This is a genomic window from Paraburkholderia sp. JHI869, assembly GCF_038900775.1.
Taxonomy (GTDB): Bacteria; Pseudomonadota; Gammaproteobacteria; order Burkholderiales; family Burkholderiaceae; genus Paraburkholderia.
Window position 1 is genome coordinate 169,091 of the sequence record NZ_JAYMSC010000010.1, and the last position, 23,966, is coordinate 193,056.

A 23,966-nucleotide genomic window follows, 5' to 3' on the forward strand; every position below is an offset into this window, starting at 1 on the left:
TCGACAATTGAGCTAGGCAAGGGCGCTGCATAACGATGCGAAGTCCTTGCAGCCCTGCGCGCATCACGAAGAGCAAGATTTCAGGAAATGATATGGCCAAGCCTGTAGCGGAACAGCCGCCCGGCAAAGAAACGGGCGCTGCACGAGTGTACAAAATGCTCCGTAGCGAGATTCTCACCATGAAACTCGCCCCCGGCGAAGCGCTGGACGAGGTGGGGCTCGCCGAGCGTTTCGATTCGTCTCGTTCTCCGATTCGAGAGGCCCTGGTACGGCTTTCGGCGGACGGACTCGTCACCACGCTTGCCAATCGCACGACCGTCGTGACGCCGATGGAACTCGCCCGCGTGCCGGAATTCCTCGACGCGCTCGATCTGCTCCAACGCGTGACAACGCGTCTAGCCGCGGTGCACCGAACACCAGCAGATCTTGTCAAAATCCGCGAAACGTACAAGGCGTACGAGAAGGGCGTTGCTACGAGCATCAAGACGCGCGTCAGTTTGCCGATGATCGAGACGAACTACGATTTTCATATGGCTGTCGCCCGCGCCGGGCGCAATATGTATTTTGCCGATCTCTATAGCCGCTTGCTGGACGAGGGGCGCAGGATGCTCCATCTGCACCTGCAATTCAAGCTGCAAGATCCCAACATCAGTCCACAGGAGATGGGCTCGGATCACACGGAAATACTGGATGCGATCGAACGAGGCGATGCCGATAAGGCAGAGGAGTACGGCCATCTACATGCCGTTCAGTTCAAGGGTCAGTTTATGGAATTCATGGATCGCAATCTCACTGCATCCGTGCCCTTGAATTACAGCGCTCCATCGCGTGAAGCGTCGACGACAACTGTCGCGCAAGCGTCTCAGTAGGCGCTTTTGCGCGTTCGCTCATGAGAGGTGACTCCTGTCGGCTCGACAGGAGTCACGAAACGACGCGCCGCAAGGCTACTTCGTCACTGCGTTGGCCGATGTCGGTTCGGCAAGCGTGCCGCCCACCGACCACATCGAACGCTCCACCTCCGTAATCACCAGTTGCACATCCGCCAGCGGGCATTTTGCAATGCGCGCGGTTTCGCGCGTCAGCACCTCGGCGAGTTCCGATTTCTGCGCGTGGGTTCTTCCCGTGAGCATCTCGAGTCGAATAATTGGCATTGCGAACGTTCCTTTCCTTAAGTGGTTTTTGGCTGCGGCATCAGTTGGGTTGCGACGCATACGAAAGGTATGCCGATCGAACGAGCCATCCGCAGTCGATAGGCAGTGTCGAACCCGTGATTGCGGACGCGCCGGGAGAGCAAAGGAAGAAAATCGCATCCGCCACTTCCGAGGGCTGCACGAATCGCTTCAATGCCGACATATCGATGATGGCCTTCGGATCGCGCTCGCCGCTGTCGATGCGAGCCTGCATGGCGGGCGTGAGCGTATATCCTGGCGCTACCGCATTCACGCGTACGCCGCTCGGTCCCCACTCGGCGGCCATCACTTCGGTCATCATCTTCAGGCCGGCTTTTCCGACGGCATAGCCGATTTGCGCGGAAGGGCGATAGGTCGTCAGCGAACAGAGATTGACGATCGCCCCTACGCCCTGACGACACATTTCGCGAGCGAACGCCCTTGAAACGAGTAGCGTGCCGCGCACGTTGATGTCGTAAAGACGGTCGATTTCTGCGACGTCCACTTCGAGCAGGCGAACCGCGTTCTGGAGAATGCCGCCTGAATTCACGAGCGCATCCGGCACGCCAAAGCGTTCAACCACCTCTGCCGCGAATCGACTGACATTGTCTTCCTTCGAGACATCGACCGACAAGAATTCGGCTGCTGCGCCCGACTGCTGCATGTCCGCGACGACGGCGTTGCCGCGCGCCTCGTTCACATCCGCCACCACGACGCGATAGCCCGACTGCCCAAACCGGCGAGCCGTGGCTTCACCGATACCGCTCGCGCCGCCCGTCACCACGACCAGCTTCTGCTCTTTGTCCATAAGACGTCCTCATTTCGTAGGGCCTCCTGCGCAAGTTGGGCACAGGTGCATTTGCCGTATTCCACCGACGAAAGCTTGCCGTTTGTCGTCGGCTTTCAGTCGATCAAATGTCGACAAATGCTGGCATCAGGCGAAAAAACTGTCAAGAAAATCGAAGATTTTCGAGCGATTTTCGAGCCAGGGTTTTCCTTGTCAATGAAATAAAACATATATAAAACAATGAGATGCAGTCGAAAAATTGGAGGGCCAATATTTTTCCCGTTGACTTTGTCGTCATTTGGTCGACAATTGGTGCACGGCGGATGCACCTGAGTGAGCGCCAAAAAGCGGCATCCTGACGAGGACCTGATCAACCCTTCGCCTCGACCGCACTCAGGCACGCAGCCCCCAATCGTTAGCGGTATTTGCATCGCGCAAACTCTGAACGGATGAAACTATGGCAAGCGCACGCATCGGCGTTGACATCGGCGGGACGTTTACCGATCTGGTACTCCTCGACGACAACGGACAGGTCACCTTTACCAAGGTATCCTCAACTCCAGCCGCTCCGGAAGAAGCGGTCCTGACCGGCATCGATCGGATTCTCAAGCAGGCTGGACTCAAGACCGCAGACGTCGCAGAGGTCCTGCACGGAACGACGGTCGGCTCGAACACCATGCTTCAGAAGGTCGGGGCGAAATGCGGCCTGATCACGACCAAGGGGTTCCGCGACGTTCTCGAAATCGGACGTGTCCGTACGCCGTCGATGTTCGATCTCACGTGGGACAAGCCAGTCCCTCTCGCCGAGCGGCGCTATCGTCTGGAGGTCAACGAGCGCGTCAACGCAGCAGGCGAAGTCCTCGCACCGACGCCCGTCGATGAAATCATCGGCGCCGGCGAATTCTTCCGCGCGGAAGGCGTCGAGTCCGTCGCGATCTGCTTTCTGAATTCGTACAAGAACGCCGCGAACGAAAAGGTCGCGCTGGAGGCCTTCCAGAAGGCCTTTCCGGAAATCAGCGTGACCGCTTCGATCTCCGTTCTTCCGGAGATGCGCGAATACGAGCGCACCTCGACCACGGTCGTGAACGCCTATGTGCTGCCTGCGCTGCGCACCTATCTCCAGCGCCTCGAGTCGGGACTGAAGCGCATTGGCGTGAACGCGCCGCTGCTGGTCAGCAATTCGAACGGTGGTCTATCGAGTGCACGCATCGCGCAGGACACGCCGGTTTTCTTCATCTCCTCGGGGCGTTCCGCGGGCGTGGTCGGCGCAGGCAGACTGGGCGACGCGCAGGGCAGCAAGGAGATGGTCGTGTTCGACATGGGCGGCACGACGGCCTCGGCCTCGCTCATTCACGACGGGCAGCTCGCACGCACGAACGAGTATGAGTTCCGCGCGGGCATCTCCACGCCGAGCCGCTTCATCAAGGCAGGCGGCTACATGATGCGCGTGCCGACGATCGACGTTGCGGAAGTGGGGAGCGGCGCGGGCTCGATCGCCTGGATCGACGCTGGCGGCCTGCTCAGCGTGGGTCCGGTATCGGCCGGCGCCTTCCCCGGTCCGGTGTGCTATGGCATTGGCGGAGAGCGCCCAACAGTGACCGATGCGAACGCCGTGCTCGGGTTTCTGCCGCCGAGCCTTGCGGGCGGCACGATGGAGCTCAAGCTCGATGCCGCACGCGACGCCATCGACACGCTGCTCGCGAAGCCGCTCGGTATTGGCGTCGAGGAAGCCGCCGTCGGTATCCGCGAAGTGGTGAACGTCAATATGGCGCGAACCATCAAGGCGGTCACGGTCGAACGCGGCGTCGATCCCCGCGATTTCACGCTCGTCGCATTCGGTGGTTCGGGGCCCGTTCACGCATGCGACCTGGCCCGCGCGCTCGACATGAAGCAGGTGATCTTCCCCGCCGCGCCCGGCGTGTTTACCGCGATGGGCATGCTCGCCGGCGCGGTGGAACGCTACTTCGTTCGCCCGTCGCTGAACCTGCTCGACAGCCTCGACATCGACCAACTCGCTACGACGGTCGAACAGATGCGCGAGGACGCCAGAAAGGCGCTGGCCGAAGAAGGCTACAGCGCCGACCGGATCGAGTTCGTCTTCGATCTCGACATGCGCTTCCGTGGGCAGGACTACGAAATTCCCGTGCGTGTGCCGCAAACGATCGACGGCTCCACGCGTGAAGCGCTTCGCGAAGGTTTCATCGAGGCCTACACGGCGATGTACGGCTATGCATCGAAGGACGCCATCGAATGCGCCAACCTTCGTCTGCTCGCGCGCGGGGTTGCATCGAAGACGCTGGATTTCCGCGACATCCGCAGCGCGCAATCCGCGCAGGGCGAGCAAAAGCGCAGCACGCGCCGCGTGTATTTCGATCGCCAGTCCGGCTGGGTTGAGACGCCGGTCATGTCGCGCTCGCTGCTCGACAACGAGATCGCCGGTCCCGTCATTCTCGAAAGCACCGACACCACGATCGTGGTGCCGCGGGGCTGGCGCGTGAGCGCAGATCGGGTTGGCTGCGTCATCGCGACGCTCGCCTGACTTCATTGGAGCTAACATGACACAACGTAAAGTCGACCCCATCACGTTTGCGGTCGTCAAGAACGCGCTCGACACCATCGTCGACGACATGGCATTTGCCGTCATGCGCACGGCGCGTTCCCCCATCATTCGCGACGTCCTCGACTATTCAGTGACGATGTGCGACGCGGCCGGACGCATCCTCGCCCAGGCAAAAACGGTCGCGCTCCACCTGGGCGCCGTGCCGGACGCAGTCGATGTGGTGATCAAGAAGTTCGCGGCGACCTGCAAGCCCGGTGACGTGATCGTGCTCAACGATCCGTACGAAGGCGGCATGCACCTGCCCGACATCTTCATGTTCAAGCCGATCTTCTTCGAGAACAAGCTTCAGGGATTCTCGGTCGTCATCGCTCACCATTGCGACGTGGGCGGCCGGGTGCCGGGCTCCAATGCGGCGGATTCGACGGAAATCTTCCAGGAAGGCCTGCGTATTCCGCCGATGAAGCTCTACAGCGAAGGCAAGCAGAACGAAACGCTCGTCGACATCATCAAGAAGAATGTGCGGCTGCCGGATCTCGTTCTGGGCGATCTCGACGCGCAGCTGGCGACCTGCAATATCGGCGAACGCGAACTGCTGCGCATGATCGACCGCTACGGCGAAGACAACCTGCGCCTCTACTTCGACGAGCTGCTCGACTACGGCGAGCGACTCACGCGCAAAGCGATCGAAGCGTGGCCGGACGGCACCTACGAGTTCACCGACTACATCGACAACGACGGCTTCACGAGCGACGCGATTCCCATCAAATGTGCCATCACGGTATCGGGATCGAGCCTGTCGGTCGACTTTGCAGGCTCTTCGCCCCAGGTGAAAGGCGCGATCAATTCGACGCTTTCGTTCGTCAAGTCGGCGACGTATCTGAGCATCCGCTGCGTGCTCGACGCCGATGTGCCGAACAATGCCGGCGTGTATCGCTGCATCGACATTACCGCGCCGGAGGGATCGATTCTGAACCCCAGGCTGCCCGCGCCGGTTGCGGCTCGTGCGCTCACGGGTTATCGCGTCGTCGATACCGTCTTCGGCGCGCTGGCGAAGATCGCCCCGAAGAAAGTGATGGCGGCGGGCGAGGGCGGCAATACCGTTATCGCGCTGAGCGGCTACGACGCCGACGCGAGCGAGCCGTTCATTCTCGTCGACATGATCAACGGTGCCTGGGGCGGCCGCTCGAACAAGGACGGCGTTGAAGGCGTGACGAACCCGTCGCAGAACATGTCCAATCTGCCGATCGAAACGCTCGAAGCGCGCTATCCGATCCTGATGGAAGAGTACGGCTTCCGCAACGACTCTGGCGGTGCAGGTCGCTATCGCGGCGGTTTGGGACTCGTGCGCCAGTATCGCGTGCTTGCAAAGCGCGTGGTCGCACAGATTCGCTCCGACCGCGCGGACCACGCACCGTACGGCTTGTTCGGCGGTGCCGCAGGTGCACCGTCGCGCAACATCCTGAACCCGGCCACCACGGCGCAAGCCGCTCCCAGCAAGTTCACGATGGAGCTGGAGGAAGGCGTCGTGATCCGGCACGAGCAGGCAGGCGGGGGTGGCTATGGCAATCCGCTTGAACGCGACGTCGATCTTATCGAGCGGGATCTGCGGGACGGCAAGGTGACGGCGGCATTCGCGCAGCAGCATCACGGCGTCGTCATGACTTCTTCTGGTGCCATCGATCGTGAAGAAACGACGAAAAAGCGCCAGCACGCGGCAACCGTTGCGTAACCCTTTCGACATTTTTCGACCGCAGTGCCGTCGGCATCATCTACTTGTACGCCGACGGCAGGCGGGTAAAGGAAACTGAAATGGAACAAGTCGAAGCACGACTGGCCGAGTTGGGCTACACGCTGCCGGTCAGCCCGATCCCCAAGGCGAACTATGTGCCGGCGCGCCTGGTTGGAAATCTGCTTTTCATCGCCGGGCAGATCCCCACGGCGGACGGTGAAGACAAATTCGTCGGCAAAGTGGGCCGCGATCTTCCGCTCGAAGAAGGTCAAGCTGCGGCGAGGCTGTGCGCCCTCAACATGCTTGCACAAGTGCGGACCGCGCTTGGCGGAAGCTTCGAGCGTCTCGTCAGTTGCGTGAAGCTCGGCGGCTTCGTGAATTGCGACCCGGAGTTCGGACAGCAACCTCAAGTGATCAATGGCGCCTCCGATCTCATCGTCCAGGTGTTGGGTGAGAGCGGGAAGCATGCGCGTTTTGCTGTCGGTGCAATTTCACTGCCCAGAAATGTCGCGGTGGAAGTTGATGGGATTTTCGAAATCAGGACGTGAATTCTAAGGTGGTTTGCCCACCGGTTTCACCATGGTTTGATTTGCATTACGAAATAATCGCGTTACTCGCAAACATAGATTGCGACGTTGATTTGAAAGCGTCCGATTTCATCCCTTATTGACGAGGTTAGAAATGAACCGCATGTCCAGCCTTATCCGCCGCACGCTGATGTGTGCTGCCGCTTTCTCGGCGCTGATGTCGAGCGTCCCCTCTCACGCACAGGACACGTCGACGTGGCAAAGCGTTCGACAAGCCGGTGTGCTTCGTTGCGGTATCGCGCTTTCTCCTCCCTACACCATGCGCGATATCAAGACCGGTGACTACAGCGGTATTTTCCCGGCGCTGTGCAAGCAATTTGGCGAGAAGGTCCTGCATGTCAAGGTCCAGTTCGTCGACACGTCGTGGGACAACATCGTCGCCGGCCTTCAATCCGACAAATGGGATCTCGCGTTGTCGCTCAACGACACGCCGGAGCGCGAGAAGGCCATCGCGTTCTCCCGCTCGGTCGTCGACTACAACGTGACGCTCGCCTACAACAAGAACAACCCGAAGCTTCCGAAGACGATCCACGCGATCTCCGATATCGACAAGCCGGGCGTGATCATCACCGTGATGTCCGGTACGGCGCAGGACAAAGCGATCTCCGGCGAGATCAAGCAAGCGCAGATCATGCGCCTTCCTGGCTTTGACGAGACGCGTCTCGCGCTGATGTCGAAGCGCGCCGACATGCTCGCCGACGACAACATGACGAACAAGCTGCTGGACGCGGCACATCCCGACTGGGCGGTTAGCTTCAACCCGAATCCCCCGCTGGCACAACAAGGCATCTGTTTCGGCGTGCGCAAGGAGACGTCTGCGGCGGACATCGCCGTGCTCAACAAGTTTATCGAGGGCGAGCAGAAGTCCGGCGGCGTGAACACCATCGTTCAGCAGGCGGTGAAAGAAACCATCGCATCGACGAAATAAATCGCACATGCAGGCGGCGCGATGAGATTCAGGCGCCGCACTGCTGGTTGAATGACGGCCCCGGCGGGAGCCATCAGGTTCGGATCAAACTGGAGCGCACGGTTGCGCGTTCTACGGAGAAAGTTCCCATGTTGCAATCTACTATGAAGGTCGTACCAAGCTCCGTTCCAGCGGGGGACCCCGTCGATACGAACAGTGCCGGTGATTTCGTCCAGCTCCGGTCGGTCTACAAATCGTACGGCGAGAATCTCGTCGTCATGGACCACATGAATCTCGACATGCGGGCAGACGACCGGCTCGTGGTGATTGGCCCGAGCGGGAGCGGAAAGAGTTCGCTTCTGCGCGTGATGATGGGCCTCGAGGGGATTCAAAGCGGTTCGATCAATTTTCAGGGGCGGCCCTATATTCATGGGGCGGATTCGGGCCGCTCGAAACGCATCGACGGCAAGTTGCAGCGCCAGATCGGCATGGTGTTCCAGCACTACACGCTGTTCCCGCACCTGTCGGTGCTGAGCAACCTGATCCTCGCGCCGGTGAAGGTAGGGGGGCTTTCGAAAGCGGATGCTACAGAGCGCGCACGCACGTACCTGGCCCGGTTGGGTCTGGAGAGCAAGCTGAATGCATACCCGAGCCAGCTTTCCGGGGGGCAGAAGCAGCGCGTTGCCATTGCCCGCGCGCTGATGCTGGAGCCGAAGCTGATGCTGTTCGACGAAGTCACCTCCGCGCTGGATCCCGAAATGGTCGTGGAGGTTCAGAACGTGATGCTGAAACTGGCCGAGCAAAAAATGGCGATGATCATCGTGACCCATGACATGCATTTCGCGCGCGACATCGCAACACGAGTGGTCTTTTGCGCGAGCGGCAAAGTCGTGGAGCAGGGCGCGCCTCGCGATATGTTCAAGTGTCCGAAGGAAGCGCGTACGCGTGAATTCCTCGAGAAAGTGCTTCACCTTGATTGAGGGCCGAGTCATGCGCTATCACTTTGATTTCAGCTTCCTCGCACAGAGCGTGCCGCCGCTGCTCGAGGGATTGAGGGTGACCATCGAGCTGGCTATCGCCGCGAACGTGATGGGTTTGACCCTCGGCTTTGTGCTTTGCCTTCTCGTCATGAGCCGCTGGGCAGCGGTGCGCGTGCCGGCACAGCTCTTCATCGAGTTTTTCCGTTGTACGCCGGCGCTGCTGCAGATCGTATGGTTCTTCTACTGCATCCCGATGATGGTGAACGTCTTTCTCGACCCGGTGCTGATGGGCGTACTTGCACTGGGGCTCAACCTGACTGCGTTCAATGCGGAAGCCTACCGCGCTGGTGTGCAGGCGGTGCCGAAAGAGCACCTTGACGCATGCGTGGCACTGGGCCTCAAGCCATGGCAGCGAACACTCTTCGTGATCCTCCCGCAGGCGCTGAGAAACTCCGTGCCGGTGCTGATGACGAACGGCATCGGCACGCTGCAACAGAGCGCATTGGTGGCGATCGTTGCCGTGGCCGACCTGATGTATGTCGCCAAGACGATCGCGACCCAAGCGTATCGACCCATCGAGACTTACTCGGTCGTGGCGCTCGTGTACTTCGCACTGTCCTTGCCCATTGCCAGGCTCGTGCATGTGATCGAGCGCCGGCAGGATCTTGCACACCAGCGCTAAGGAACCGGTCATGAATATCGATTTTTCTGTCGTGCTGCCGTACTGGCTGCTGCTTCTGAAAGGACTCGGTTTGACCTTGGGTCTGACCGGACTCTGCGCGGTCATCGGGAGCCTGCTCGGCTTCGTGGTTAGCTTGTTGAGAAGTTCGCCGGTGGCATGGATCCGCATGCCCATGACGCTATACGTCGAATTCTTTCGGGGCACGCCGCTCTTGATTCAGCTTTTCTGGGTCTTCTTCTGCATCCCGGTGGTCCTGCAGTTGCCGATCCCGCCGTATCTCTCGGTTGTCATTGCGCTCACGCTCTATATGGGGGCGATTACGAGCGAGACGTTTCGCGCGGCCCTGAAGTCCATTTCATCCGAGCAGCACGACGCATGCATCGCACTGAGCCTGTCGCCTCAGGCGAAGGTGCTGTATGTGATTTTTCCACAGGCTCTATTGCGCGCCATTCCGCCTCTCCTCTCGAACATCGTCAGTCTGTTCAAGGAAAGTGCACTCATCTCTTCGGTTGGCGTGGCGGATTTGATGTTCGTGGGTGAGAGCATCTCCAACAGTACGGCAAGGCCGCTGGAGTTTTTGACCACCGTCGGGCTCATTTACTTCGTGGTGGCATTCCCGCTAACGCGTCTGGTCGGGCTGGTCGAGCGGCGCTTCCTTAGACGCTTTGCCTACTAGGCGTTGCGTGCTGTGCGGATAACGGCATAAATGATCGAGAGGGAGCCCGCCATGGCTCCCGCAAATTGTGATGACAAACACCATGAAAAAGCATACGTTCAAGTGCATTGAAGGCCATACGGAAGGGATGCCGGTCCGGATGGTGATCGAGGGCGCTCCGGAACTGGTCGGTGCGACGATGAACGATCGACGCCACTATTTCATCGAACATTACGACTGGATCCGGCGTGCGCTGATGCTGGAACCGCGCGGACACGCGCACATGTCGGGGACGTTGTTCTATCCGCCGATCAGCGATAACGCGGACTTCAGTCTTCTCTTCATCGAGACGTCCGGATGCCTGCCCATGTGCGGCCACGCGACCATCGGTTCGATTTCGTTCGCGCTCGAATCCGGGCTCGTGACGCCGAAGCAGGCTGGCCTCGTCGTTGTCGACGTACCCGCAGGACAGGTGAGCGCGCGTTACGAAATGGAAGGCGACAAGGTCAAGTGGGTCCGGTTCACGAACGTTCCCAGTTTTCTCCTCCATCGAGACCTTGAAATCGAGGTTTCGAAGCTAGGAAAGCTGACTGTCGATATCGCGTACGGCGGAAACTTCTATCCGATCGTCGAAGTCCAGGAAAACTATCCGGGGTGCGAACACTTCACACCCGATGAACTGCTTGCGATGGGACGTGAAGTCCAGAAGCGCGTCAACGAGGCTGTGAATGTCGTGCACCCGGATAACCCGAAAATCGGCGGCGTCAAGCATTGCATGTGGACGGGCCGACCGGTCGCGGCCGATTCCGATGGGCGCGCAGTGGTGATTACCGGCGACATTCTGATCGATCGCTCGCCGTGCGGAACGGGTAGTTCCGCACGGGTCGCGCAGCGCTACGCGCGCGGGCTGCTCTCGGAAGGCCAGGCGTTCCGTCACGAGAGCCTGATCTGCAGCCGCTTCATTGGCCGCGTGGAAGGGACGACGAAGCTCGAAAGCGGGCTCGACGCGGTGTTCCCCAGCATCGAGGGGCGCGCGTATATTACAGGTCGAGGCGAGCACTACGTGGACGAAACGCAGCCCTATGCGCACGGCTTCAGCCTCGAGGAGTTCACGAAATGAATGCGATTCCGCAAACGCACGTGCCTCCGGCCGGCAGCCCTGCGCCGAAGGAGCACGCGGTCGTTATTGGAGGCGGGATTGTCGGCACGTGCTGTGCGCTCTATTTGCAGCGTAATGGCTATTCAGTGACGCTGGTCGATCCCGCCGCAGCGGGAGACAGTACGGCGAAGTGGAGTTGCGGCCAGATTTCAGTTGGAGAAATCATCCCGCTATCCAAACCGGGGATCCTGTTGAAGGTGCCCGGATGGCTGATGGATCAAACCGGGCCACTCGCATTGCGTCCGAGCGCGATGCCGGGAATCATTCCTTGGTTTTTCCGCTTTCTCGCGTGCGCGAGGCACTCGCGCATCAATACGATCGCGCGAGAAATGGCTTCGTTGACGCAAGATGTGTTCGCCGACTATGCGCCGTTGCTCGACGCCTGCGAAGACAAGGCGCTGCTTGGGCAGCGGCCGATCATGGAGGTCTTCGACAGCGCGGCCGGGGTCGAGCGCGAGCGCGCGCATAACGAAACGCGCGAGGCGCTCGGCTTTTCTTCACAGGTGTTGAATGGGTCGGAAATCGCCGATCTCGAACCGACGCTTGCCGGCCGCTTTTCGCACGGCCTGCTGCTATCGCAATGGCGATTCGTGAGCGACACCGAGGCGTTTCTTCGCGCGCTGAGCGATAGCTTCGTTTCGCAGGGTGGCCGCCGGCTTCAGGTCGGCGCAGACCGTATCGACGAAGCCAACGGAAGGGCGACGGGCGTGACGCTTGCGAATGGCGAGCGTGTGGCGGCGGCGCATGTCGTCGTGGCCGCCGGTGTCGGGTCGCGGCGATTCTTTAGTCAGCTCGGGGTCGATCTTCCGCTGGAAGGCGTGGCGGGCTACCAGGCGCTGCTCCGCGATCCGGGCGTCGAATTCAAACACTCGGTGATATACGCGGACGGCGGATTCTGCTTCACGCCAATGACCCGCGGCCTGCAAATAGGCGGCACGATTGAATTCGCTGCACGCGGTGCCGCGCCGAACTTCAAGCGCGCCCAGATCATTCTCGACAAGGCAAAGACAATTCTCCCGGAACTCCGTACGGACAAGCATGAGTTCGGTGTGGGATACCGACCTTTCCTGCCAGATACCAAACCTGTTCTTGATCGTTCGAAGCGCCTGCCCAATGTCACGATGGCCATCGGACATGGCCAGCTCGGACTCACCTTGGGCGCCACCACGGGTCGGCTGGTCGCCGACCTCGTTGCGGGCCGCTCGTCGAAAACGGATTTGAGCCCGTTCAGCGCGTACCGCTTCTGATAAGCGACGCAAGCGCGGCACAGCAACATAGTTAACTTCTTGAGGACGGTTCAATCATGCGTTGGAAGAAGACTCTGCAACTCGTGGGCGTGCACTGCGAAGGCGAGATTGGAAAGGTCATCACGGGAGGCGTCGTCGGCATTCCGGGCGAGACGATGCTCGACAAGATGAACTACATCAACGAAGTGGATGACAGTTTGCGGCGGCTCGTGGTGCTCGAACCGCGCGGGTGCCTGCAGATGTCGGTGAATCTGCTGCTCCCGCCGACGCGCCCGGAAGCGGACGCCGGATTTATCGTCCTGCAGTCGGACAAGGCGCATCCGATGTCGGGCAGTAATTCGATTTGCGTGGTGACCGCGTTGCTCGAACTCGGCATGGTGCCGATGCAGGAGCCGGAAACGACGGTGGTGCTCGATACCCCTGCCGGTCTCGTCACGGCCAAGGCGGCCTGTCACGACGGACGCTGCACTTCGGTGTCGCTCGATATGGTTCCCGCATTCGTCGAGCAACTCGATGTGTCGATCGACACGGAAGCGTTCGGCAAGATCAAGGTCGATCTGGCATTTGGCGGCGTCTACTACGCGCTAGTCGATGTGGATCAGCTGGGTATCGCGCTCGTGCCAGAGAACGCTCGCAAGCTCGCTGATCTTGGCGTCCAGTTGCGAGCGGTGATCGACGCTCAGGTGAAGGTGCAGCATCCGCTATACGCGTCGATCAACAAGATCGCCTATGTGATGTTCCGCAATCGGGTAGACGGCACGACATATCAAACGTGCACGACGCTGCCGCCCGGCCGCATCGATCGCTCGCCATGCGGCACCGGAAGCTCGGCGAATCTCGCGACGCTCGCGGCTCGCGGATTGGTGCAGAAAGGCTCCAGACTGACTTCGCGCTCGACCATAGGCAGCGAATTCCGGGTGGAGCATCTGGGCGAGGCGGAGGTCGGCGGACGAGCCGCGGTGCTTCCGCGCATTACCGGTCGTGCCTGGATTTACAGCGTGGAGCAGATGGGTGTCGACCCTGACGATCCGTTGGCGGCGGGATTCATGTTGAGCGATACGTGGGGCGAAGGTTAGCCTGGCGTAGAAAGCACGCGAAGCCGCGTGGCGGTCGATCACTGAAGTTTTTTATGTGGCCGACCGCCATATCAGTCAGAATCTAAGGAATGCGAATTATGATTACCGGAAAAACGGGTGTCTTCTTCATGGTGGCGGATCCTATCGACCAGGTCCGCACGCCCGAGATTTTCAATCAAGTGTTCGCGCAATGCGGCATCGATGCGGTCATGGTGCCTTTGCACGTGAAGCAGGATCACCTGGTCGGCACCGTTCGTTCGGTGTTCGAGTCACCCACGACCCGCGGCATGGTGTTGTCGATTCCGCACAAGACTGCCGCTGCCCAGTTGGTTGACGTTCTCTCGGCGGGCGCCCAGATTGCCAATTCGGTGAATGCGATCCGTCGCAATCCGGACGGCAAGCTCGAAGGCGCGCAGTTCGATGGAATCGGGTTCGTCGAGTCGATGGATCGCTATTCCATGAACTATCGCGGGAAATCTGTCTTGATGATCGGCGCGGGCGGTGCCGCTTCGGCTATTGCCACTGCGCTCGCCGAAGGGGGAGCTGCTTCACTTGCGATTTTCGACGTTGATTCGACGAAGTCCGCTGCGCTCGCCCAGGCGGTCGATCGGCGCTATCCGATGCGAACGGTGGTTCAGGAGAACAACGACCCGGCGGGGTTCGACGTTGTGATCAACGCGTCGCCAGTCGGGTTGAAAGACTCAGATCCCTTGCCGGTGCCTGCGAACCGGATCAACTCGAATGCGCATGTGTGCGACATCCTGATGAAGAACCAACCGACACCGCTGCTCCGTGCCGCGATGTCAAAAGGCAATGCCGTTTTGCCGGGGTTCGACATGCTGATTCTTCAGTCGCCGCTGTTCCTCGAGTTCTTCGGCGTCAAGGAGGCCGCGGAGCAGTTGCGCCGAGACGATTCGCCTGCCCGTGACCTGTTGTTTCCTCGTGAGCTTCGTGGCATGGTCAAGTCCGTCGCCTGATTCTGAAAAGACCGCCATGATGTGGGCCCGGCTTAGCCGGGCTCTTTCTTGGCGACGGTGAGTCAAATCTTGATCGCTGGGAACGCGTATTTACAGAACTCTTTTGAGCGCCGCAAAGAACAATTCCGATTGCTGGCGTTCGCGTTCCATTTGGGCCGCCACGGTCGACGCAAGGTCGGCGCTGACGGGACGCAGCCGTTTGCCGGTCGACAGCGCGAGCACCTGTGATTCACAGGCGCGCTCCAGGTAATACAGATCGTCGAATGCGTAGTCGATGCGCTCGCCGCACACAATCACGCCGTGATTGCTGAGGAACGCAATGTCCCTTCCATTCAATGCGTGCGCAAGTCGCTCCCCCTCTGTGACATCAAGCGCGAGACCTTTGTAATTGTGGTCGGTTGCCACTCGCCCGTGAAAGCGCATGGCATTCTGCGAGAGCGTTGTATCGAGATTGCAGTCATCGATTAGCGTCAATGCCGTCGCGTTCGGCATGTGAGTGTGGAGAACACAGCGCTTTGCTGCGATCCTGTGGATCGCAGCGTGGATGAACATTGCGGTGGGTTCCACGTCGTGGCGGCCTGCAACGCGAGAGCCATCCTCGCCGACGATGACGATATCGTCGGCCTGAACTTCCCGCCACATCAGACCTTGGGGATTCAGCAAGAATAAGCCGCGCTCGTCAGGTAACGCTACACTGAAGTGGTTGCAGACGCCTTCTTCCAGACCAAAGTGCGCCGCTGCGCGTAAAGCGAAAGCCAGATCCTTTCTCAGCGCCGCGACCGGCTCGGACCGGTAGAGTTCGCTCATGTCAGCGCTTGCTGCGTGGAGATACGGAAAAGGGTGAAGGATCGAGTGCACGTTCACGGCATTCCGGAAGTGAATTGTCCCTGGCGCGCGCACAAAAAATGCCCCTTCGACAAGGGGCATTCTGTAGCGCTTGACGTTTAGAAACTAGCCGGCTTGTTCCAAAGGTTCAGCGATTGGCCGATCCCCTTGTCGAGGGCATTCTTGTAAAGCTCGAACCCCCAGCTGATGTCGAAAACGGCCATGCCACAGGCGATGAAAAGGACTCGGTCTTCTGCGTTATTGCGCCCTTTCTTGTTGCCGTTCACGACATCGCCGAGTCCCGTCGAGTCCTTGAGCGAAGGCAGCTTGCCAGCATCGATCAGGCGATACAGCGGGCCGCCAATCACGCCGCTGTAGTAGGCGTCTCTATTGCCCGATGCGACGGCGTCCTCGACGTAGGCCTCTTGCAGCGCCGTATGGTCGTACACGACCTTGCAACTGGTGAGAAACGACTCGTCGGTGTTGAAGGGACCCGAGGCCAGAATCGTCGCGCCCGCCTTGATCCACTCGTCCTTGAAGAAAAGCGGTTTCAGGCGCGAAGCCGCCACCGTGATGACGTCCGCGTCGCGGAAGCCTTGTTCGGCGTCGTCCACGCCAACGGCGCGGATTTGATACTTCTCTTCGACCCAGCTAGCAAATTCGTTGGCCTTGTCGAGGAAGACGTCGAAGCAGACGACTTTTTCGACCGAGCCCAACTGCGTCATGATCGCGGTGAAGCACGCCTTGTTGATCGGGCCGCAGCCGATGACCGCCACGCTCTTCGCGTTTCGATTGGTCAGATATTTTGCAGCGACACCCGGGACCGCACCGGTGCGCGCAGCGCTGAGCAGATTGGCCGACATCAGGGCCAGCGGTGCGCCGGTGTCCTTGTCGTTGAGCATCATCGTGAGGATCGAGCGTGGGAGTTCCTTTTGCGCATTCGCATGGTTCGAGCCGTACCATTTGTTGCCGCAAACGTCGAAACGTCCGCCGAGGTATCCCGGCATGGCCGCGAAGCGGCGATCGGGGCCTGCAACCGGCATATTCGGGAACTTCGTTTCCTTGGGGAAGACGATATTCATGCCGTGGTTGTTATGGTTGGCGCCGCCCATCAGGTAGTCGCCCTTGCCGAGCAAGCTGAAGGTTTCCTCGCAGACATCCACGCAGCGTGCCGCATCGAGCACGCCGGCTTCGATCATGTCGGGCTCGGAGAGATAGAGGAAATCGATTTTCGGATACATGTTTCTGACCTTTTGAAGAGTGCTGAGTAAGCTTTTCGCGGTACTAAGGGAGGCTGAATCAGAATCGAAGGAGCGAGGAAATGTCGTACAAACGGCAGCCAGGGCTTCGAGCGTTGGCGCGCATCAGGAAGTTCAGTTTCTCGATGCGCTCGCCCGAGCGCGGCGCGCCGTTTTTCTGGAAGGGCACTTCGAGGCCAACGGAGAAGTCCATGACGACATCGTCGACGACGCCGCCGGATCGTCCGGAGGGGACGGCAAGCAAGTCGTGCTTTTCTGCAAAGCGAAAAGCGTCGAGCGCTTCGGTGATGGTGCCAACCTGATTGGGTTTGAGCACAAAGCCATCGACGGCCCGCGTTTCATGGGCTTTCTGGAGCAGCGGCAGGCTCGTCACCGTGAGATCGTCACCTACGACGATCGTGCGCGGCAGCGCCTGAACGGCGGCGCTGTAGCCAGCCCAGTCGTTTTCGTCGAGCAGGTCTTCGATGAAAACGAGGTCGAAGCGCTCGGTCAAATGCTTCGCATACGCGATCAGGTCTTCAGTTGAAACCTGCTTTCCCTTGAGAAGATAGGTGCGGGATTCCTTGTCGTACATTTCGCTCGACGCGCAATCGAGCGCGAATGCAATTCGCCCCGTGTAGCCGCAGCCGTCAATCGCTTTCTGCATCAACTCGAGCAGGACCTCGGGATCGTCGGACGGCGCGGCATAGCCATATGAGCTCGCAACCTGCGGCTTGTGTCCGAGATAGTCGGTGAGGACGTCACCGAGGCGCTGAAACACCGCCACGGCCATTTCGATGGCGAAGTCGACGCTATCGGTGCCGTACGGCACGATCAGGAACTCGTTGAACGCCTGCGTGAATTTTTCGTAGCGTCCACCGTTGATGACGTTGAAGCATGGCACCGGCACGGTTCTCACGTCTCGCCCGGCAATGTGCTTGTAGAGCGGAATGGCGCGCGCGGCCGCCGCCGCGCGGCATGCCGCGATCGAAACCGAATAGATCGTGTTCCCGCCCAGACGCTCCTTATTGGGCGTGCCGTCGAGCGCGATCATGCGTTCGTCGATCGCACGCTGGTCGAACACGTCCATGCCCACCAGGGCGGGGCCAATTACATCGCGAACGATATCGACGGCTTTGTGCACGCTCAGGCCGTTGTAGGTCGACTTGTCGCCGTCGCGAAGCACGAACGATTCGTGCATGCCAACCGACGTGCCGGTCGGCGCCGCGCCGCGCCCGATCGCGCCGGACTCGGTGACGATTTCGACTTCAACAGCGGGACGGCATTTGCAATCGATGATCTGCTGCGCCCGGATAGATGCGATTTTGTCCTGCACGTTACTTGCCCTCGTTGATTGCCGGAACATAGAGAATGTTCAGGTCGCAAAGATTGGTGCCGGTATTGCCGGTGAAAACGGCCGAATCGATTGCGTCGAGCGCCTCGAAACAACTATGCTCGCGCAGCGTTTGGTAGAGGCTGATGCCCTTTTTGGCGGCCGCATCGAGGCTCGTGGAATCGGTGATGCCGCCCGCGACCCGGGCCGTGCCGTCCGTGCCCTCGCTGTCGATGGACAGCAGGCAGGCGCCTTTCGTCTTCGCGGCGGTGATCGCAAAGCTCACGGTCATCTCCTGACCCGGACCGCCGTGTCCTTTGATGACGCTGTTGTCTGCGATGTGTGTCGTGACCTCGCCCGAACTCAGCAGAACGCAAGGCGGTTTGAGCGGATTGCCGTAGGTCTGGATTTCGCGCGCGATCGATGCGAACAACGTCCCCGCATCTCGGCTTTCGCCTTCAAGGAACGACGAGACGATCATCGCGGGCAGGCCCATCTCTTCGCAGATTTCCTTCGCGTAGATGCACGAGTCGGGCAGCGTGTTGAGCAGGAAGTAGGTGTTGTCGGGGAATGCTTTCGGCGTCTCGCCTTCGGGGCCCGCATGCATCAGGTAATCGACGACGCTTGCAGGCAGACGCTCGGCGACGTTGCGATTGACGATGGTCGAGCGCGCATCGTCCAGTGTCGTCAAATCGGGGCCGATCGGCGTGCTCTTGTATGCCGCGTAGGGAACGGCAATGTCGCCGGTTGCGGGCGAGCCGACCGCATCGCTGATGCCGAAGCCGATCAACTCGGCGCCGACGGACTGAATGCGTTTGGCCAGCATGCCGCCGTTCAGCGCGGAAATGTGGCGACGCACGGCGTTGATTTCGTAGATGCCCGCACCGGATTTCAGCAGGACATCGGTGGTGTCGATTTCGTCCTGAAGCGAGATGCCGTCGATCGGGCACGACATGAGCGCCGAACTGCCGCCGCTGATGACCGCGATGAACAGATCGTCGGGACCCGCGGCGTCCACGAGCGCGATGATTTCCTTCGAAGCGCGATGACCTTCTTCATTCGGTAGCGGATGCCCGCCCACGAAGACCTCGGTCTTGTTGAAGCGGTCCGTCTCCTCGTGAATCTTCACGATGGCGATGCCGCGCGTGAGCCGGTCTCCGAGCACATGATCGACCGCCATCGCCATATGGTTGCAGGCCTTGCCCGCGCCGATCAGATACACATGGCGCTTCTTCGCGAGATCCCACGAGCGCTTGCCGATATGCAGCACGCTGCCTTCGAGCCGCATGAGGCTGCGGATGCGCTGGTAGCTGTCGAGGCGCGCAAGAGTGCGGTCGGCGATCTCGAGCACGATACGTCGTGAAGCGACGTCGCCCTGCGAGAGGAGCTCATCGGAATTGCGGATTTTCTGCATGCCTGGGTACTCGATTCGATCGTGAGGAAAGCGGAATCTGATTCACGCCACGTGGAATCGAATTTAAGTTTTGGACCTGTACAGATCCATGTACACTTCAACGAGGTGTTTATTTACTGTGCAGGCACCCAAGCCTCTACAGTTACCCGAACAGAGTTCCTTCACGCCATGAATCCCATCCTGACCCTGAATGCGAATGCCGACGCGCCACTGACTCTTCAGATCGTGGACGGCGTCATCGATGAGGTGAAGGAGAAGCGCTGGAGGCCGGGCATGCGTGTGCCGAGCATCCGGGCGTTCGCGCAAGCGCATGACGTGTCGACTTTCACGGTCGTGGAGGCATACGACCGGCTGGTTGCGCAGGGGGTGCTGGTCGCGCGACGCGGTTCCGGTTTCTACGTCTCCGACAAGAGCCAGAACGCGCCGCGCCTCGCGGTCGAAAAGCTCGATGAGCAGCTCACGAACGGATGGTCGTTGCGAAACTTCGCCGGTTCGAATGAAGGCGCAATTCATGCCGGAGCGGGCTGGCTTCCCGATGCCTGGTTCGATAGCGACGGCCTCGCGCGGGCACTGCGGCAAGCGGCGCTACAGTCGGAAAATCTGCTCGGCTATGGGCATGCAAAAGGATATGAACCGCTGCGCGCCCAAATCGTTCGCCAGTTGGCCGAGCAGGAAATATCGACGGACGTAGCCGGGGTCATGACGACGCTGGGCGCCAACCAGGCACTCGACCTGATCATCCGGCAGTGCACCCAGCCCGGCGACACCGTGCTGGTAGATGAGCCTTGCTACAGCGACCTGCTCGTCGCGCTGAGACTTCGCGATATCAAGTGCGTCGGGATTCCCATGACGCCTTCGGGGCCGGACGTGACCTCGATCGAAGCGGTCTTCGAAACGCATCGACCGCGGCTTTACTTCACGAACAGCCGCCTGCACAACCCAACAGGCGCGAGCTACAGTTCCGCCGCCGCCTTCAAGGTGTTGAACGCCGCCGGGCGCTTCGACTGTTTGATCGTCGAAGACGATGTGTCGGCAGGTCTGGTTCAAGCTCCGATGATCACGCTCGCGTCGATGGATCAGCTAAAGCGCGTGATCTACGTCGGCAGCTTTTCGAAGACGATCGGGGCCGGCTTGCGCGTTGGCTTCGTTGCCGCTGACGAGAGCATGATCGAAGGGTTGCTGTACCAAAAGCTGGTCTCGGGCATGTCCACGCCAACGGTCACGGAACGATTGGTGAACTCCATCTTGTCGGAGGGACATCTGCGCAAGCAGATGGAGCAATTGCGCGACCGGCTGGCCACGGCACAGGAGAGAGTTTGCCGCCGCCTCGAGTCCATCGGATTCGAAATCTTCTGTGAACCCCGTGCAGGCATGTTCGTTTGGGCGAGGCCGGCGGGATGGGAAGGGGATGCGGGCGAACTCGCCGCCCGGGCGCTGGGAGAGCGGATAGTGCTCGCGCCTGGAAAGCTTTTCTACGGGGGCAACGTAACGACGAGCTGGATGAGATTCAACGTGGCGCACTCCCATTTCGACCAGCTGTATGCGTTTCTGGAGAAGGCAATCGCGCGCTAGCGGCACGGCTTTGAAGTACGAAACGCACTTAGAACCGGCTGTAATGCTCGATGACACAGCGCGGTCGCACATGGCGAGAGGGGGGCGAGCACGGACAGCGGTCGTGTGATAAACCACGATGCACGTTTTGTCCGGCTGAACGTCGTCTCTGTCCATTGAGGGGTGCGCGGCTAAAGCTCTAAATTGGCGGCATTAAACCCACCGGGCGCTTGCGAGAAACACGGTTGCCTCGCGCGCCCCTAGAGGAGACACCGCCATGGCCCATCAGATAACACTTCGTTTTGAGGACGGCGTGACCCGCTTCATCGAATGCGAAGAGACAGAGCGCATCACGGATGCCGCCATTCGCGCGAAGATCAATATTCCGCTCGATTGCCGTGACGGTGTGTGCGGCACCTGCAAGGCGGTTTGCGAATCCGGCGAGTACGTGCTGGGCGACTGCGTGGAAGATGCGCTCAGCCCGGAGGAGGCGAGCGAGCGCAAGGTTCTCACCTGCCAGATGAGTCCCCGTTCCGACTGCGTGATCCAGATCGCCACGAACTCCGATGTGTCCGGCACGGGGCCGTCCTCCTTCAATGGGCGGATCATTGCCTGCCAACGAGCATCGGACAGCACGATCGCCTTCTCGGTCGAACTGGAGAACCGCGCGGATCTCAGCTTCCTTCCTGGGCAGTACGTCAACATCCGCGTGCCCGGAACCGATCAGACGCGGTCCTACTCCTTCAGTTCGGGGCCGTCCGAGCCGCACTTGTCCTTCCTCGTGCGCAACGTGCGACAAGGGGCGATGTCGACCTGGCTGTGCGAAAACGCCAAAGCCGGAGATCCAATCGAGTTTCGCGGCCCGATGGGAGGCTTCTATCTGCGCCCCATCGAGCGCCCCGTGCTGTTTCTGGCGGGTGGCACGGGCCTCGCGCCGTTCCTCTCGATGCTGGACAAGATCGTCGAGGATGGCGGCAGCCCGTATCCGGTCCACATGATCCTGGGGGTGAACAACGATGAGGATCTGGTTGGCGTCGACCGGCTCGAAGCCTATGCGCAGCGCCTGCCGAACTTCACCTATGCATGCACCGTCGCCAGCCCCGACAGTACCCATCCCCACAAGGGCTATGTCACCCATCACATCGTCCCTTCGCAGCTCAACGACGGCGACGCGGATGTCTACCTTTGTGGCCCGCCGCCGATGGTTGATGCGGTGCGCAGCTATCTCTCGTCCGAAGGGCTGGCGCCGCGCAACTTCTACTACGAGAAGTTCGCCGGCACCGGCCTGGTGGTGCAGACCGGCGAGGAGCGCATCGCGCCCGTTGATGTCGATGAAGCCTTCGACCTGCGCATGGCGCTCGAACTGGGGGCGGCTCAATTGACCCTGGGCCGGCTGTCGAGCGAGCAATTGATCCGCTTTCGCCAGCTTGCCGAGGCAACGGCGCCGTTCGTATCCGGGCAGCGTTTTACCGACGTCGCGCGCTACATCGAGGCAAACCACGCCTTCCACCTGTTCACGATCGAGGCTTCCGGGAACGCGCAGCTGATCGCGCTCTACCGGCAACTGGCCGTGCAGGACTACATCGTTCGCGCGCTGACCGACCAGATCGAGATCGTCGGCGACATCGTCCAGCAGCACCGGGACATTGTCGGCGCCTTCGAACTGGGCGACCTGAACAAGGCGCGAGACGTGATCGCGCTGCATGCGCTCCATTCCAAGGCCACGATGAGCCGCGCGCTGGAGCGTATGGCGCAGGGCAAGACGGCTCCTGCCAAGCCTGCAGCGCCTCCCTCTTCGCCGCCTGCCGTGCCGCAAAGCGCGCCACAGATTTGCCCATTCACGGCCAAATCCCTTCCGGCCTATTCACACGAACTGGATTGGCCCGAGGGCCTGGAGCCATTCAAGGTGGTCGATGACGGCTCGCAAGGCGACCCCTACGAGCACTACGGCTGGATGCGCGAGCATGCGCCGGTGCTGCGTTGCCAGTCGGCGACTTCGGACGTGTGGTTCCTCTCGCGCTATGACGACGTCTACCAGGCGATCCGCAACCCGAAGCTGTTTTCCTCCGAGGTCGTGAGCCCGCCGCCGCTGACGTTCCTGACGCTGTTCGATGCGCCCGACCATTCGCGCTTGCGCAAGGTCGTCCAGCCGTCCTTTCTGCCGCTCGCGCTCGATCCTTTTGTCGAGCAGATCGCGCAACGGGCGGAGGACCTGCTCGACGCGATGATCGCCAAAGGCGGCGGCGATGTCGTCAACGACTTCGCCATCCCGCTCAGCATCTCGACCATCTCCACGATGATCGACGTGCCGAACGAGGATGAGGAGAAGATGAAGTTCTGGTCGGACGAGACCTTTAGCTACTTCGGGCGCCTCGCCCGCAATGCGCCGGGGACCGGCACCGACGAGCAGAGCGCGCAGGCTTTCTTCGCATACCTGAAGGAAGCGATGGAGCGGCTCGCTCTGACCGACAGCCAGTCGATCGGCGGCCATATCGCTCGCATGTGGAAGGACGGTCTGCTTTCGGAGAAGGAAGCGAAGGAGCTGTGTGCCTTCGTCTTCATCGCAGGCCACGACACGACGACCATCCTGGTCGCCAACGCATTTCGCATGTTGGCCGAGCAGCCGGATCTGCTGGGACGTATCCGCGAAAATCCCGCCGACGCCGACCGTTTCGTCGAAGAGGTCGCGCGCTATCGCGGCACCGTCCAGCGCGTGAGCCGCATCACCACCGAGGCGACCACGGTCGCGGGCGTTGATCTGCCCAAGGGCGCGGTGGTGCGATTGCTACTGTCGGCAGCGAACCGCGACAGCCGCAAGTTTGCCGACGGCGAGACGTTCAATATCGACCGCGATTCCAGCGGCCACCTGGGCTTCGGCAACGGCATGCACAAATGCCTTGGCGCGCCGCTCGCCAAGCTGGAGACGCTGATCGCGACGAAGGCTCTGGCCCGCAAGATTGGCGCTATTGCGCTCGATCCGGCAAGGCCGATCCAGTATGTGCGTGGCAACAATCTGACCAACTCCGGGCCGGAGCACCTGTTCGTCAAGCTGGGCGGGTTATCGGCCTGAACTGGATACGGGGGCGGCCG

20 protein-coding genes are annotated in these 23,966 nt (G+C 60.5%); 14 read left to right on the plus strand and 6 right to left on the minus strand.

The annotated features are described in order from the left end of the window. Positions 1-92 precede the first annotated feature (92 nt). The gene (locus tag VSR72_RS18860) at positions 93-869 is read left to right on the plus strand and encodes a GntR family transcriptional regulator (RefSeq protein ID WP_342953865.1); all 777 of its coding nucleotides are present in this window, start codon (positions 93-95) and stop codon (positions 867-869) included. A gap of 75 nt (positions 870-944) precedes the next feature. On the opposite strand, the gene VSR72_RS18865 is transcribed toward VSR72_RS18860, so the two are convergent. Beyond that, positions 945-1,151, minus strand: coding sequence for a tautomerase family protein (locus VSR72_RS18865; RefSeq protein WP_342953866.1), 207 nt, complete (start codon positions 1,149-1,151; stop codon positions 945-947). 40 nt (positions 1,152-1,191) lie between these two features. Next, positions 1,192-1,977 carry an SDR family oxidoreductase gene (locus VSR72_RS18870; RefSeq protein WP_342953867.1) on the minus strand — a complete coding sequence of 262 codons (786 nt, stop codon included), beginning with the start codon at positions 1,975-1,977 and terminating at the stop codon, positions 1,192-1,194. Between the two features lie 436 nt (positions 1,978-2,413). On the opposite strand from VSR72_RS18870, the gene VSR72_RS18875 reads away from it, so the two are divergent. The 11 genes from VSR72_RS18875 (at position 2,414) to VSR72_RS18925 (ending at position 14,515) form a co-directional block, all read left to right on the plus strand. Continuing rightward, a complete protein-coding gene (locus VSR72_RS18875; RefSeq protein ID WP_342953868.1) occupies positions 2,414-4,495 on the plus strand; it encodes a hydantoinase/oxoprolinase family protein in 2,082 nt (693 codons plus the stop codon). Positions 4,496-4,511: 16 nt separating this feature from the next. Next, positions 4,512-6,245, plus strand: a complete 1,734-nt coding sequence (locus tag VSR72_RS18880; RefSeq protein ID WP_342953869.1) for a hydantoinase B/oxoprolinase family protein — start codon at positions 4,512-4,514, stop codon at positions 6,243-6,245. Between the two features lie 80 nt (positions 6,246-6,325). Then, entirely contained in the window at positions 6,326-6,793 is a 468-nt protein-coding gene (locus tag VSR72_RS18885; protein WP_342953870.1) for a RidA family protein, read from the plus strand. Between the two features lie 133 nt (positions 6,794-6,926). Continuing rightward, the gene (locus VSR72_RS18890) at positions 6,927-7,760 is read left to right on the plus strand and encodes a transporter substrate-binding domain-containing protein (protein ID WP_342953871.1); all 834 of its coding nucleotides are present in this window, start codon (positions 6,927-6,929) and stop codon (positions 7,758-7,760) included. Positions 7,761-7,807: 47 nt separating this feature from the next. Next, complete coding sequence (locus tag VSR72_RS18895; RefSeq protein ID WP_342953872.1) at positions 7,808-8,719, plus strand: amino acid ABC transporter ATP-binding protein; 912 nt, start codon at positions 7,808-7,810, stop codon at positions 8,717-8,719. A gap of 10 nt (positions 8,720-8,729) precedes the next feature. Continuing rightward, complete coding sequence (locus VSR72_RS18900) at positions 8,730-9,401, plus strand: amino acid ABC transporter permease (protein ID WP_342953873.1); 672 nt, start codon at positions 8,730-8,732, stop codon at positions 9,399-9,401. A 10-nt stretch (positions 9,402-9,411) separates the two neighbouring features. Further along, a complete protein-coding gene (locus tag VSR72_RS18905) occupies positions 9,412-10,077 on the plus strand; it encodes an amino acid ABC transporter permease (RefSeq protein ID WP_342953874.1) in 666 nt (221 codons plus the stop codon). Positions 10,078-10,159: 82 nt separating this feature from the next. After that, a complete protein-coding gene (locus tag VSR72_RS18910) occupies positions 10,160-11,176 on the plus strand; it encodes a 4-hydroxyproline epimerase (RefSeq protein ID WP_342953875.1) in 1,017 nt (338 codons plus the stop codon). Next, positions 11,173-12,462 carry an FAD-dependent oxidoreductase gene (locus VSR72_RS18915; RefSeq protein WP_342953876.1) on the plus strand — a complete coding sequence of 430 codons (1,290 nt, stop codon included), beginning with the start codon at positions 11,173-11,175 and terminating at the stop codon, positions 12,460-12,462. The genes VSR72_RS18910 and VSR72_RS18915 overlap by 4 nt, the downstream gene beginning before the upstream one ends. A gap of 56 nt (positions 12,463-12,518) precedes the next feature. After that, positions 12,519-13,538 (plus strand): proline racemase family protein, encoded by a 1,020-nt coding sequence (locus tag VSR72_RS18920; protein ID WP_342953877.1) that lies wholly within the window; start codon positions 12,519-12,521, stop codon positions 13,536-13,538. 98 nt (positions 13,539-13,636) lie between these two features. After that, complete coding sequence (locus VSR72_RS18925) at positions 13,637-14,515, plus strand: shikimate dehydrogenase (protein WP_342953878.1); 879 nt, start codon at positions 13,637-13,639, stop codon at positions 14,513-14,515. A gap of 90 nt (positions 14,516-14,605) precedes the next feature. Here the strand turns inward: VSR72_RS18925 and VSR72_RS18930 are convergent, their stop codons facing one another. From VSR72_RS18930 to VSR72_RS18945, 4 genes are read right to left on the minus strand one after another with little or no spacing between them, the layout of a single operon-like run. Further along, positions 14,606-15,442 carry an aldolase gene (locus tag VSR72_RS18930; protein WP_342953879.1) on the minus strand — a complete coding sequence of 279 codons (837 nt, stop codon included), beginning with the start codon at positions 15,440-15,442 and terminating at the stop codon, positions 14,606-14,608. Positions 15,443-15,459: 17 nt separating this feature from the next. Then, the gene (locus tag VSR72_RS18935; RefSeq protein WP_342953880.1) at positions 15,460-16,581 is read right to left on the minus strand and encodes a tyramine oxidase subunit B; all 1,122 of its coding nucleotides are present in this window, start codon (positions 16,579-16,581) and stop codon (positions 15,460-15,462) included. A gap of 58 nt (positions 16,582-16,639) precedes the next feature. Then, positions 16,640-17,914 carry an enolase C-terminal domain-like protein gene (locus VSR72_RS18940; RefSeq protein WP_342953881.1) on the minus strand — a complete coding sequence of 425 codons (1,275 nt, stop codon included), beginning with the start codon at positions 17,912-17,914 and terminating at the stop codon, positions 16,640-16,642. 1 nt (position 17,915) lies between these two features. Beyond that, positions 17,916-19,325: a DUF4147 domain-containing protein gene (locus VSR72_RS18945; protein WP_342953882.1), complete on the minus strand. Its 1,410-nt coding sequence runs from the start codon at positions 19,323-19,325 to the stop codon at positions 17,916-17,918. Positions 19,326-19,493: 168 nt separating this feature from the next. Between VSR72_RS18945 and VSR72_RS18950 the strand changes: the two genes are divergently transcribed. Then, the gene (locus VSR72_RS18950) at positions 19,494-20,897 is read left to right on the plus strand and encodes a PLP-dependent aminotransferase family protein (RefSeq protein ID WP_342953883.1); all 1,404 of its coding nucleotides are present in this window, start codon (positions 19,494-19,496) and stop codon (positions 20,895-20,897) included. Positions 20,898-21,153: 256 nt separating this feature from the next. Then, positions 21,154-23,946, plus strand: a complete 2,793-nt coding sequence (gene benC / locus VSR72_RS18955) for a benzoate 1,2-dioxygenase electron transfer component BenC (RefSeq protein ID WP_342953884.1) — start codon at positions 21,154-21,156, stop codon at positions 23,944-23,946. The last annotated feature ends 20 nt before the right edge of the window (positions 23,947-23,966 follow it).